This window comes from Phytoactinopolyspora endophytica, from assembly GCF_004138495.1.
GTDB lineage: Bacteria > Actinomycetota > Actinomycetes > Jiangellales > Jiangellaceae > Phytoactinopolyspora > Phytoactinopolyspora endophytica.
In genome coordinates this window covers 455,498-467,956 of the sequence record NZ_ML142851.1, presented here as the reverse complement: position 1 = coordinate 467,956, position 12,459 = coordinate 455,498, and the positions used below count along the sequence as shown (strand labels likewise).

The following is a 12,459-nucleotide window of genomic DNA, read 5'->3' as shown; positions in this document are numbered from 1 at the left end:
AGGTCGCGCTGGGCCCGATCATCGACGAGAACCAGCTGCGCAAGATCAAAGGGCTCGTCGACGACAGCGTCGCCGCCGGGGCACGGCTGGCCGCCGGCGGCACCGCGGACGGACTCTTCTTCCGACCGACCGTCCTCGCCGACGTCGAACGCACCGCTCCCGCGTATGCCGAGGAGGTGTTCGGGCCAGTCGCCCCGGTGATCCGTTTCTCGTCGCCCGATGAGGCGGCCACCCTCGCCGCGGACAGCCCTTATGGCCTGTCGCTGGGCATCCTCGCGGGCGACGCGATGCGCGCCTACGAGCTCTCCCAGCGCATTCCGACCGGCATCGTGCATATCAACGACCAGACCGTGAACGACGAGGCCAACATCCCGTTCGGGGGCGTGGGCGCATCCGGCACCGGCGCGCGCTTCGGCGGGGCCGAGGCGAACGTCGAGGCGTTCACTGACACGCGGTGGGTGACAATGCGGAGCAGCATCTCACCCAAGCCGTTCTGACCAGCCCGGAGTGGCCAGTGGACTTCACTCGGCCAACTAGAGTGATCGACTGGTGCGGATGAGAGACGGAGAAGGCGAGCCGGCGCGGGTCGGCGGCGCCGCGGACAGCGGTCGGTCGCTGACCGGAGGGGCGACGCTCGTCGTGGCGGTGGTCGCGGTCGGTATCATGCTCCGAGGGCCGATCGTGGCCGTGTCTCCGGTGCTGGAGGACATCCGGAGAGACCTAGGCGTGTCATCGGCGTCTGCCGGGCTGCTGACGTCGGTGCCGGTGCTGTGCTTCGCGGCCGTCTCGCCGCTGGCGGCGATCTTCGCCCGCCGGATCGGCGCGAACGCTGCGATCGCCGTCAGCCTGCTGGTACTGGCGGTCGGAGTGGCGGGGCGACCCTGGTCCGGCTTCGGCTTGATGCTCGCCGGCACGATGCTCATAGGCGCGGCCATCGCCGTCAGCAACGTGCTGCTGCCGGTCATCGTGCGCCGTGACTTCTCCAGCCGAGCAGGTCCGGTGCTGTCCGCGTCCACCACGTCGCTGATCGTCAGCGCGACTATTCCAGCACTGCTCATGGCGCCTCTTGCGGGGTGGATGGGATGGCGCTGGGCGCTCGCGGTCTGGGCGGCGCTGGTCGTCGCGACACTGGTGCTGTGGCTGGCGGCGACGGGCCGGCTACGCCGGAGAGGTGCCACCGACGTCGCCGTGTCCGCGGGTTCGACGCCCCGCGGGGATGACGCCGTCGATCCGCTCACAGCTTCGGCGCTTCCGACTGCCAGGTCGATCTGGCGTGCGGTTTCCGCATGGGAGCTGGGCATCTACTTCGGCCTGCAGTCGCTCCTGTTCTATTCGACGACGGCGTGGCTTCCGGCCATGCTCCGCGACGAAGGGCTCACGGCGGAGGCAGCTGGAACTGCCCTGTCCCTCTTCCAACTGTTGGGTATCGCCGGCACCCTCGTCGTTCCCATACTCATCAGGAGCCAGCCGGTCCGGTACGCCACCGGGGCCGTGCTCGCCGTGCTGTGGATCACCTTCTTCGTCGGGCTCCTGTTGGCACCTGAGGCTTGGGCCCTGTGGTGTGTGATCGGCGGAGCCGGCCAGGGTGGCGGCCTGGCGATCGGACTGAGCCTCATTGCGATGCGCTCTGCCAGCAGCGACGCCGCCCGCGGCGTCTCGGCGATGGTGCAGACGGTCGGCTACTGCATCGGCGCCGCGGGACCGGTGCTGGTCGGTGCCTTCTCAGCAGCGGTCACGGGCTGGACGATGCCGTTCGCCCTGCTGATCGCGCTCTCCATCGTCTGGGGAGTCCTCGGAATCCGCGCCGCGTCACCCCGAACCATCGGTTAGAACCCCTCAGCTGCGGCGTTCAACTGACCCCTCGCGTCCATCAGTCCTGATCAAGCACAAGGTAGCTGCACTTTCACCACCCAGGAGCGCGGCCAGAGCCCTGGATCCATGCAAACGTGTCGGCTTAACGTGCTCTCAACTGTCGGGTTGGCCGTGCAGATGTGTCGGCTAGACTTGCTCTCAACTGTCGGTTGGTTGATGCAGATGTGTCGGCCGCTTCGCCTCTGAAATGTCATCCGCCCAGGGAGGTTTCGTGACGGACAATCTGATCCCTCGCCGAGTGGCAGACCTGGCTACTGAGTTCCTCGATAGCTTTCGAGTGCTGATCATCAATGGACCGCGCCAGTCCGGAAAGACCACGCTGTTACAGCAACTGAACACCGCACGCCAAGGCACCTATTTGACGCTTGACGACGGCGCGTTCCGGGCATCAGCACGAGCCGACCCCGCTGTGTTCATCACGGATGGGTCACGCCCCATGATGATCGACGAAGTCCAACGCGGCGGGGACGATCTCGTACTGGCTATTAAGTCAGCCGTCGATCGCGATACCCAGCGGGGCCAGTTTGTGCTGGCGGGATCCACACGTTTCCTATCCACCCCTTCTCTCAGCGAGTCCCTAGCAGGGCGGGCTGGGATTCTTGAAGTCTGGCCGTTCTCCGAACAAGAGCTGGCCGACAGCAACACATCGTTCCTGAGCACCGCATTCAGTCAGGCCGACGAGTTGCGCGCGGCCGGTCCCAGTAAGTACGAGCGACATGACTACTTTGAACTCATCTGCCGCGGCTCGTACCCCGAACCTGTTGCGATGCGATCCCAGCTGGCACGCGACGAGTGGTATCGAACATATCTTCAAGCCGTCATCGACACAGACATTCGAGAGATGGCCCGCATCGAAGAATCAAGCAACCTGCGGCAGCTGCTCCAACTATCGGCCGCCAACACCGCTCAAGAGCTCAACACAGTCAAAACCGCGAGCGACCTGCAACTACACCGGACCACCGTCACTCGCTACCTCAACTTACTCGAGACTGTTTTCCTCATCCGTTACCTTCCGGCATGGTCACGGAACCTGACTGCCCGAACCGCGCATCGCTCCAAGCTTCACATCACCGACACTGGCTTGGCGGCGCACTTGGTTTCGGTAGACGCCGAAGGATTGGCGGCACGCGTGGCGCCTGCAAGGGGGCCTCTCGTCGAATCGTTCGTCGTCAACGAACTCGCGAAGCAAGCCACGTGGTCACCGTTTCCGGTGCGGCTCTACCACTGGCGCGTCAGTCGTGGGCCCGAGGTCGATCTCGTCGCCGAACGGACCAACGGACGGATCGTAGGTTTCGAGGTCAAGTCCACCGATGCGATCGACGGTGATGACTTCAAAGGCCTCACCGTGCTTCGTGATCGGCTTGGCGATGATTTCGTTCATGGGTTCGTGTGCTACACCGGGCAGCACACACTATCCTTTGGAGACCGGCTCACGGCCATTCCCATCAGCGCGCTCTGGGATCGTTGACAACCGGGTATCACTCGGCTGCCACGGTGGACGCGGCCAGGTCCAGGCTGGCACCGGCTCGTGAAGATCCGGCTCGGCACCGGGCCCGGAGAGTATGACCGCCATCCGGGTGCCCCATTCGAGATAGCCCACGAAAGCAGCCCGGAACTCTGGATCATCGGGCAAGCCCACCTCGTCGGCCGTGTCGATCAGCAGCGTAACCCAGCGGCGTCGCTGTGATTCGGTGATCGCCCGGCCGAGATGCCGACCGACCATATGGGCATGTCCGCCGTGTCGCTCCGAGTAGACCTTCGGCCCGCCGAACACCTCGGCGAGCCATGCGGCAACGTGGCGAGGATGATCGGGATTCATGCCGTGGAACACCGGCTCCAGCACCTCGTCCTTGACGACCTTGTCGTAGAAAGCGGAGAACAGCTTCTCGAATGCCGCCGTCCCGCCTGCCCAGTCGTACAGCGTCGGTATGGCGGCGCCTGTGCCCTCGATCCCGGTGGGCCGGTAGTGACGCATCTCCTCGATCGCGTCGACGTACGGCTTGATCTCGGCGAAGAACGCGCGGAATGCGTCACTCGCTCGGAACCCTTCGAGGTGCTCCTGAGTCGATGTCCAGGTGATGCGCAGGATGTACTGCTCGGGGTCTTCCTCGCAGCGCGAAAGCTCGAAGTCGACGCACTGCGGGGAGCGCGACAACGGCACCGCCGCGCGCCGGTAGGCGTCCTCGAACTCCCCGGCGGAGGATTCGGCGATTCGGTAGCGGATGTACTCAACGACCACGCAGCCAGTCGACCACTGAATACTAGAGTCGACAAGTACGTACTTCGTGGTGCGTGGAAAGTGAGAGGCGTCGTGAGCGTTACGCGCAAGCGGTACTACTGCCCCGTGGAAGTGACCGTCGACGTCATCGGAGGACGCTGGACGCCGGTCATCTTGGCCCACCTGAAGGAGGGCGTCCATCGCTACGGCGAGCTTCGCCGCAGGATGCCCGACATGAGCGAGAAGATGCTCACGCAACGACTCCGAGAGCTCGAACACCACGGATTCATCGAGCGCACCGTGCATCCTGGCGTGCCGGCTCCAGTCTCCTATCAGCTCACCAACGACGGTCTCAGCCTCGCGCCGGTGCTGCAGGCACTCTATGACTGGGGCGTCGACCGAGCCTCCCGCCGCGGCATTGCCATCGAACCGGTCACGTAGACAGGGTGATGCTGCCCGGGATCGCGTCGAATGCTTCCTCGACGCAACGGGTGAGCGCGGCGCGGTTGCCCCTGCCGCCGCGGCTGGTGAAACGCACCGACCGCACCCAGTTCTTCGCACCGCAGCGCCAGGCACCGAGTGCCAGCTCACCGAGCAGGCGAATCCGTACGTCCTCCCGGCTGTCAACGTTGAGCTTCTTCTCCAGCGCGTCGACCAGCCGCTCCTGTGTCTTCAATGATGAAAGATTGCTGTGGTCACGCAGCCGAGGTGTGCGACCGATGAGGCTTCGGGTAGCGAGAAAGCGCCGTTCCCAGTCCTCGTCCATGCCTTCGAGCGCCGAGACCAGGGCGGCACGTAGGACGACCAGCACATTGCCTGTGATATCGGCAGACAACAACGTCTCGACGTAGGCGTCCCACAATTCCGTCTCCGCGGCGGTCGCCACCTCTTCCTTCGAGGTGAAGTAACGGAAGAACGTTCGCTTGGACACTTCGACCTCGTCGACGAGTTCGTCGAGCGTAACGGCGTCGAAGCCCTTCTCGATGAACAACGCGAGCGCCGTCTCGATGAGTGCTTGGCGCGTGCGCAGCTTCTTGCGCTCTCGCAGCGGAAGTGTCCGGTCCACATGGACCTTCGCATCGACTGTCACGTGACTCACGTTAACCGACCTCCACCAGAGACACGGCAAGCATATTGCATATTACGCCCCTTGTAGTAATATGCCACTCAGTGGCGATTACTAATGAGGGGCACACAATGACCGCATCCGACCCAGGCGCGACCACGGTGAGATATCCGGCGGCCCTCACCGTCCTGCTGTTCGCTTCGACCCTCGGCGTCATGGCCGGCGCCATCGTGTCGCCGGTCTTGGAGGTGATCCGCAACGATCTGGACGTGGACGGCACCGCCGCGGGCCTGATCATCACCACGCACGGCCTGACCATCGCCGTGGCCAGCCCGTTCATCGGCAAGCTGCTCGATCGGCACGGCGTCCGCATTCCAATGGGCGTTGGGCTGGTGCTCTTCGGTCTGGGCGGAGGAGCCGGCACCTTCACCACCTCCTACCCGGCGCTGATCGCCAGCCGGCTCGTGTTGGGGCTCGGCGCAGCGGTGATCTTCAGTGGAACCACCGTGGCGCTGCTCGCCCTGTACCGAGGCGCACAACGAGACCGGGTCATGGGCTGGCGGACCAGCACAACCATGCTCGGAGGCGTCGCATGGCCGCTGTTAGGCGGCGCGCTCGGCGGGATCAGCTGGCACGCCGCCTTCGCGGTCTATCTCATCGGCATTCCGCTGGGAATCGCGACTCTTCTGTTCCTTCCCGCCGACTCACGACCGGTCAGCGACACACGGCCGCCCGACCAGGTCGGCGCCATCCGATTCCTGCGCCGGTACCCGACGCTTCTCGCCTGGTATGGGTTGATGATGCTGGCCGGCATCATGCTGTACACGCTGGCGGTGTTCCTTCCTCAGCGGCTCGCACAAATCGGCGTCGAAGATCCGTTCAAGGTGTCTCTGTTCGCGGTGACCAGCTCAATCGCCTCGAGCATCGTGGGTCTGATCTACGCACGCGTACGCGGCCGATACAGCTACACCGCGCTCCTTCGGACCAGCGCCGCCTGCTGGGTCGCCGGCTTCCTCGTTCTCGGCACGGCCAGCACCCCCGCGCTGTTATTCCCGGCGATCGCCGTCTTCGGCGTCGGGGCCGGGCTTCTCATGACGGTCATCACCATACTCATCGGCGAGACTCCGCCGCCCGAGCAACGCGGCCAGGCGACATCGCTTTCCGGCACCGCCATGTTCGTCGGCCAGTTCGCGTCACCGCTGATCTTCGGCCCGCTCATGGGTGCCACGTCGATCACCACCGGTTATCTGGTCGCAGCCTCCGTCTGTGCCGTCGTCCTGATCGCACTGCTGCTCACCAAAGTCGCCGCTCCGGCCGCCCGCGACGACGGAACGCCGCCCGCCGATCGAGCCGAGCAGCCCGTCACCGTACCCGCAGGCCGTTGGGCCTCGTCGGACGTCACGGCGGCGCGTTCATGCAGCGCATTCGTTCAGGCGACCGCGGCCGCGGCTGCCCGGCCGGCGATCCGCCCCGAGAACAGGCAGCCGCCGAGGAAAGTCCCTTCCAAAGACCGGTAGCCGTGCATCCCGCCGCCTCCGAACCCGGCGATCTCGCCGGCCGCATACAGCCCGGGGATCGGATCGCCCACCCGATCGAGAACCCGCGCGGACAGATCCGTATGCAGTCCACCCAGCGTCTTGCGGGTCAGGATGGACAGCCGCACCGCCACCAGCGGCCCGGCCTCCGGGTCCAGCATGGGATGCGGTGACACGACTCGCATCAGCCGATCACCCACATACCTGCGGGCTTCCCGAGCCGCCCTGAGCTGCGCGTCCTTGCCGAGCCCGCTGCGCACCTGGTCGTCCCGGGCAACGATCTCGTGCTCCAACGCCTCGGCGTCCACGAGCGGCGTGCCCACCAGCTCGTTCATGCCCTGCACCAGCTCGGGCAGGGTCCGCCGGACGACGACGTCCGCGCCGTGACGGACGAACTGCCCGACCGGGCCGGTCATGACGGATCCGCGCCGCTCCAGCAACCCCAGGAGATCGCGAGAGGTCAGGTCGGGGTTCTGCTCCGAGCCCGACAGCGCGAACTCCTTGGCCAAGGTCCGCCGGTTGAGCACGAACCAGGAGTGGCTGTACCCGCTGTTGCCGATGTGCTCCAGCGCTCCGAGGGTGTCGCATCCCGGAAACAAGGGTGCGGGCAGCCGCCGGCCGGTGGCGTCGAACCACAGCGGTGACGGCCCGGACAGGATTCTGACTCCATGGCGGCTCCACACCGGCGAATGGTTGGCCAGCCCTTCCGGATAGTGCCACATACGGTCCATGTTGATCATGCTGGCGCCGGCAGCCTCCGCGACCTCGAGCATCCGGCCGTCGACGTAGTCCGGAACGCCGGACAACATCTGCCGCGGCGGGTCGCCCATCCGGGCCGGCCAGTTCTTCCGTACCAGGTCGTGATTGGCGCCGATGCCGCCCGCAGTGACGACGACGGCTCGCGCACTGATCTCGAACTCCCGGACGACGTCGCGCGAGCTGGGTGCACCGCGCTCGACGCCGCTCGACGCCAGCACCTCACCTCGGACCCCGGACACCACGCCACCGTCGGTCACGAGACCGGTCACCCGATGCCGCCAGCGGACGCCGGCCTGCCCATGGTCTTCGGCCGATCGCAGACGCCGGACGAACGGCTCCAGCACACCCGGTCCAGTACCCCACGCGACGTGGAACCGAGGCACCGAGTTCCCGGGGCCGGTCGCGAGCGCTCCACCACGCTCGGCCCACTGAACCAATGGGAACAACCGCACGCCCGCGCTCTGAAGCCATTCCCGTTTCTCACCGGCGGCGAACTCGACGTAGGCCTGAGCCCACTTCCTCGGCCACTCGTCCTCTGGGCGGTCGAAACCCGCCGAACCGAGCCAGTCATGCCACGCCAGCTCCACCGAGTCGCGGATGCCGAGCCGCCGCTGCTCAGGCGAGTCGACCAGGAACAGGCCACCGAACGACCAGTGCGCCTGCCCTCCCAGCGACGCCTGTGGCTCCTGCTCGACGACGATCACCCGCCGCCCAGCGGCCACGAGCTCCGCGGTCGCCACCAGACCGGCCAGTCCCGCTCCCACGACGACCACGTCGGCGTCGTACGTCACCGGCTTTCACCTCCCGGGTTGGTTCTACGGAGCTTAGGCCGCAAAGCCCGGGCCGCACCATGCTCTCGGAGGAAGACCACGGCCCCGGTTGCACGGCGGGGTGTGGTTTTCCACACCCCGCGGCTGCGGTAGTCCGGTCCACTTGTGTGGCCGGCCCCATGGTTCTGACCTGCGCGGATTCGTAGCGTGTCGAATGTGATCGAAACATTGCAGACGTCTGCGGGCACGCACCTGCTCGCCAGTGACTCTTCCCCTCCGTCGGACGGTATCGTCGGCTTCGCGGTCGACCTCATGGAGCGGCTAGGAGGCGTCGGTGCCGGCCTGGCCGTCGCGCTGGAGAACCTGTTCCCGCCTATCCCGAGCGAGGTGATCCTGCCGCTGGCCGGCTTCACCGCCAGCCAGGGCGACATGAACCTGTTCTCGGCCATCATCTGGACGACGATCGGCTCTGTCGTCGGCGCCCTCGCGCTCTACGCCGTCGGGGCTCTGCTCGGCAGGGACCGTGTGCGCGCGATCGGGGCACGTCTGCCGCTGGTGAAGGTCAGCGATCTCGACCGCACCGAAGAGTGGTTCGCCAAGCATGGCGTGAAGGCCGTCTTCTTCGGCCGGATGATACCGATCTTCCGTAGCTTGATCTCCGTGCCGGCCGGTGTGGAGCGGATGCGGCTGCCTATCTTCCTGCTCTATACGACGCTGGGCAGCCTCATCTGGAACACCGTGTTCGTGATGGCCGGATACCTGCTCGGTGAGAGCTGGCACACGGTCGAGGACTACACGGGCGTCTTCCAGAGGATCGTCATCGCCGGATGTGCCGTCGGCGTCGGGTATTTCGTCGTCTCCCGGCTGATTCGCAGGCGCCGTAACCGGCACGACACGGATAATCGTGGGACGTCAGCCCGCCACGCCGGGCGACCCTGACCGCCGCGAACGGAGAGAGACGGTTGACGGAGCCTTTGGCACCCAGCGGACTGGGCTGGTCCGGCAGCAAGCCGGTTCTGCGCCACGTGTTCCGCTGGGTGCGCACCTTTGCCGGGGTGGTGCTCGGAGCGCTGTCCGCCGTCCTGGAGCTGGTATTCCTGGTGCTCGCCGGCTTCTGGCTGCTCATCGTGATGGTCGTGCCGCGGGCGCGGGGGGCCGGCATAGCGTGGGTATATCGGTGCGCACAGCGATTGGCCGGGCTCGAATGGCGTCGGCTTGTCACCTACACCGCCGCGAACGATCGCTCAACAAGCGACGGCGGTGTCTCCCCTGCAGCCAGCGCGCGGACTCTGGGCTATCTGGCGGCACGCCTGGTTCCCGGCGCCCTCAGCGCGTTCATCGTCGGCCTGCTCGTGATCGGGACGATCCTGGCGTTCATGGTGGTCCGCGCCACAGTGCTCCGCGAACTGGCGCTGATCGATCTCCTGCTGCAGATCATCATCGGAGCCGCCCTCCTTATGGTGCCGGTGCACGCGACATCGAACGTTGCCGCACTGGACCACAGGCTGGCGAACACATTCCTTTTACGCGGCCCGCGGCAAGCCCTCGAGCGCCGGGTGGATGAGCTGGCGACGAGCCGCACCGAAGTCATCGCCGCCGTCGACGCCGAGCGCCAGCGGATCGAGCGAGATCTCCACGACGGCCTGCAGCAGCGTTTGGTGGCGCTGGGCATGCTGCTCGGCCGCGCCCGGCGCAGCGCCGACATGGACAAGGTCAGCCGACTCGTCACGCAGGCACACGAGGACGCCCAGCGCGCCATCGACGACCTGCGCGACGTCGCCTGGCGCGTCTACCCGTCCGCGCTTGAACACACCGGACTCGACGAAGTACTCACCATGGTGGCCAAGCAGTTCAGCGTGCCGGTGAAGATAGCATGTGACCTGCCGGTCCGGCCTGCCCGTCAGGTCGAGACCGTGGTGTATTTCGTCGCGTGCGAGGCCATCACGAACGCGGCCAAGCACTCCGGCGCGAGTGTCATCGCGGTCGACATCAATAGACGAGGGACGGTAGTCGAGTTGCGAGTGCACGACGACGGGACGGGTGGAGCGGATCCGTCCGGCAGTGGTCTGCGCGGTCTGGCGCGACGCGTGGAGGCCCTGGACGGCCGGTTCCAGATCGACAGTCCGCCGGGCGGGCCGACCACACTGCGGGCGGAGTTGCCGTGCGAGTGATCCTGGCCGAGGACTCGACGTTGCTCCGCGAAGGGCTGGCTCGCCTGCTCGTCGACGAGGGGCACGACATCGTCGCGGCGGTCGGCGACGCCGACGGGCTGGTCCCAGCCGTTGAGGAGCACCAGCCGGACGTCGTCATCACTGATGTCCGGATGCCGCCGACCAACAGCGACGACGGGCTACGGGCGGCCTTGGAGGTGCGCAAGCGCTGGCCGACGATCGGTGTGCTGGTGCTGTCCCAGTACGTCGAGAAACGCTACGCCGCCAAGCTGTTGGCCGACCGGTCGGAGGGCGTCGGGTACGTCTTGAAGGACCGCGTCGCGCAGGTGGAAGACTTCCTCGACGCCTTGAACCGGGTGGCTGCCGGGTCGACCGCGCTCGACCCCGAAGTGGTGCGCCAGCTCTTCGCCGCGACCAGCCAGACGGGGCCCCTGAACGGGCTCACCGACCGGGAGCGAGACGTGTTGCATGAGATGGCGCAGGGGCACACGAATGCCGCCATCGGCGAACGGCTACACGTCTCTCAGAGCGCCGTCGAGAAACACATCAATACAATCTTCGACAAACTAGACCTTTCGCACGCCACCGGCTACAGCCGGCGGGTGCTCGCCATCCTCCACTATCTCGGCACATGATCCCGTACCGAGTCAGGAGGAGTCCGCCCCGGATCACCGTCTCGTATTCCGGCATGCCCCGTACCCATCGGGCGTTCTGTGACGTTTACCAAAGGGGTTGATGGTCCCGCGAGCCTAGGTGGAGCTCTTGGATTCGGTAGCACGGCGCGACGTGAAGGCGCAGCTCCCAGCGGCGGGGCGGCCGGCCCCCGGAGACGAGCAATTCGTCCACCTCCTAGCCGCGGCCCAGGCCAACACTGGGTGGGCGTTCGAACGGCTTTTCCAGATATTCGCTCCCCGGGTGAAAAGCTTCCTGCAAGCGCGAGGGGCGGTCGAACCGGACGAGCTGACCAACGACGTATTCATGGCCGTCTTCCGGTCCTTGGAACGCTTCGAGGGCGACGAGCCGGCATTCCGCGCCTGGCTGTTCACCATCGCTCACAACCGTCTCGTAGACGAACGGCGACGGCAGGCCCGCCGCGGCACCGTGGTTCCGGCGGACCTGTCCGCATATCACGATGAAGCCGGCGGAGACGTGGAAGAGGAGGCGCTGGCCAAGCTGGACCACGCGTGGGTGGGCGACCTGATCACACGGCTCGGCCAAGATCAACGTGATGTCCTGCTGCTGCGCATCGTGGCCGACCTCACGATCGACCAGATCGCGCACGTCGTCGGGAAGAGCCCCGGCGCGGTCAAGGCGCTGCAGCGGCGCGGCCTCGGCGCCCTGCGACGGCTGCTGGAGCAGCATGGCGTACCCCTCGAGCGCTCAAGCGACGTTTAGAAGATTGAGATGGGCATACACCGGGACTTCGATGAACTGGACGACCAGAGTGCAGAGGACCTGCTGTCTGGGCGGCCCCGCTGCGACGACAGCGACCTAGACGAGCTGGCTCTGTTCCTCGCCGAGCTGCGTTCAGCGCCTGCCCGTACCTCGGCCCCGCCGGCGGGCCCCGAGCTGTCCGCCGTCTTCCAGTCCGGCCTGCCCACAGGCGTCCGGGAGACGACGGCCGACCACGACATCGCGGCCCGGGGCGCGTCCACCTCGCGTCACCGGCACCCGAAGCACCGCAGGCGAGGCGCGTTCGCCGCGCTGGCGGCGTTCCTGGCCACCGTCACCGGCAAGGTGATGCTGGGCACGGCCACCGCCGCCGCGTTCATCGGCGGTGCTCACATCACCGGCATCGTGCACGTGCCGGGCATGTCCAGCAGCGCACCGTCGCCGGAAGATGCCTCCGCCGCGGACGGCTCCGAGAGCGACGCCGCAGACCGTCACGTCGAGCTCGAAGCTGGGGCGTCCGCGGAGCCCGACCGCAGCGACAGCGAGCCGCCGGCACACGGAGCGGGAGAACAACCGCGGCCGGAGACACGTGAGACCGCCGGTACGGACATCTCCGAGGGTGAGACGGACGACGAGACTGCGCATGACCACCCCCATGCCTGCGCGGAGACGGACG

Annotated in this window: 12 protein-coding genes and 1 pseudogene; 10 read left to right on the top strand and 3 right to left on the bottom strand. The window is 66.5% G+C overall.

Annotated features, from left to right (window positions below; genetic code table 11):
• The 3 genes from ELR45_RS40540 to ELR45_RS08005 form a co-directional block, all read left to right on the top strand.
• Positions 1-497: aldehyde dehydrogenase family protein (locus ELR45_RS40540; RefSeq protein ID WP_240759270.1), on the top strand; the 497-nt coding region annotated here is incomplete at its 5' end.
• A 58-nt stretch (positions 498-555) separates the two neighbouring features.
• Positions 556-1,830 carry an MFS transporter gene (locus tag ELR45_RS08010; RefSeq protein WP_129664909.1) on the top strand — a complete coding sequence of 425 codons (1,275 nt, stop codon included), beginning with the start codon at positions 556-558 and terminating at the stop codon, positions 1,828-1,830.
• A 253-nt stretch (positions 1,831-2,083) separates the two neighbouring features.
• On the top strand, positions 2,084-3,340 hold the full coding sequence (locus ELR45_RS08005) for an ATP-binding protein (RefSeq protein WP_205856216.1): 1,257 nt from the start codon (positions 2,084-2,086) through the stop codon (positions 3,338-3,340).
• On the opposite strand, the gene ELR45_RS08000 is transcribed toward ELR45_RS08005, so the two are convergent.
• Positions 3,284-4,111 (bottom strand): group II truncated hemoglobin, encoded by an 828-nt coding sequence (locus ELR45_RS08000; RefSeq protein ID WP_205856215.1) that lies wholly within the window; start codon positions 4,109-4,111, stop codon positions 3,284-3,286. The genes ELR45_RS08005 and ELR45_RS08000 overlap by 57 nt on opposite strands.
• Before the next feature lie 72 nt (positions 4,112-4,183).
• Here ELR45_RS08000 and ELR45_RS07995 point away from each other — a divergent pair, with 72 nt between their 5' ends.
• Complete coding sequence (locus ELR45_RS07995; RefSeq protein WP_129664905.1) at positions 4,184-4,531, top strand: winged helix-turn-helix transcriptional regulator; 348 nt, start codon at positions 4,184-4,186, stop codon at positions 4,529-4,531.
• Here the strand turns inward: ELR45_RS07995 and ELR45_RS07990 are convergent.
• Positions 4,524-5,180 (bottom strand): TetR/AcrR family transcriptional regulator, encoded by a 657-nt coding sequence (locus ELR45_RS07990; protein WP_240759269.1) that lies wholly within the window; start codon positions 5,178-5,180, stop codon positions 4,524-4,526. The two genes, ELR45_RS07995 and ELR45_RS07990, sit on opposite strands and share 8 nt — an antisense overlap.
• A 107-nt stretch (positions 5,181-5,287) precedes the next feature.
• Here ELR45_RS07990 and ELR45_RS07985 point away from each other — a divergent pair, with 107 nt between their 5' ends.
• Positions 5,288-6,673, top strand: coding sequence for an MFS transporter (locus ELR45_RS07985; RefSeq protein ID WP_129665108.1), 1,386 nt, complete (start codon positions 5,288-5,290; stop codon positions 6,671-6,673).
• On the opposite strand, the gene ELR45_RS07980 is transcribed toward ELR45_RS07985, so the two are convergent.
• Positions 6,586-8,241 carry an FAD-binding dehydrogenase gene (locus ELR45_RS07980; protein ID WP_129664903.1) on the bottom strand — a complete coding sequence of 552 codons (1,656 nt, stop codon included), beginning with the start codon at positions 8,239-8,241 and terminating at the stop codon, positions 6,586-6,588. The genes ELR45_RS07985 and ELR45_RS07980 overlap by 88 nt on opposite strands.
• Before the next feature lie 195 nt (positions 8,242-8,436).
• Between ELR45_RS07980 and ELR45_RS07975 the strand changes: the two genes are divergently transcribed.
• The 5 genes and pseudogenes from ELR45_RS07975 to ELR45_RS07955 form a co-directional block, all read left to right on the top strand.
• Positions 8,437-9,159, top strand: a complete 723-nt coding sequence (locus ELR45_RS07975) for a DedA family protein (protein WP_240759268.1) — start codon at positions 8,437-8,439, stop codon at positions 9,157-9,159.
• A 23-nt stretch (positions 9,160-9,182) separates the two neighbouring features.
• Positions 9,183-10,391: a sensor histidine kinase gene (locus ELR45_RS07970; protein WP_205856213.1), complete on the top strand. Its 1,209-nt coding sequence runs from the start codon at positions 9,183-9,185 to the stop codon at positions 10,389-10,391.
• A complete protein-coding gene (locus ELR45_RS07965) occupies positions 10,382-11,026 on the top strand; it encodes a response regulator (RefSeq protein WP_129664901.1) in 645 nt (214 codons plus the stop codon). Before ELR45_RS07970 ends, ELR45_RS07965 begins: the two co-directional genes overlap by 10 nt.
• A gap of 127 nt (positions 11,027-11,153) precedes the next feature.
• Complete coding sequence (locus ELR45_RS07960) at positions 11,154-11,786, top strand: RNA polymerase sigma factor (protein WP_165367582.1); 633 nt, start codon at positions 11,154-11,156, stop codon at positions 11,784-11,786.
• 9 nt (positions 11,787-11,795) lie between these two features.
• Positions 11,796-12,459, top strand: a pseudogene (locus ELR45_RS07955) (hypothetical protein); the annotation flags it as partial.

What these genes read in the sequence shown, in the direction of transcription:
- ELR45_RS08010 (WP_129664909.1), top strand. Translation starts at nt 556, where the DNA reads ATGAGAGACGGAGAAGGCGAGCCGGCGCGGGTCGGCGGCGCCGCGGAC.
- ELR45_RS07985 (WP_129665108.1), top strand. Translation starts at nt 5,288, where the DNA reads ATGACCGCATCCGACCCAGGCGCGACCACGGTGAGATATCCGGCGGCC.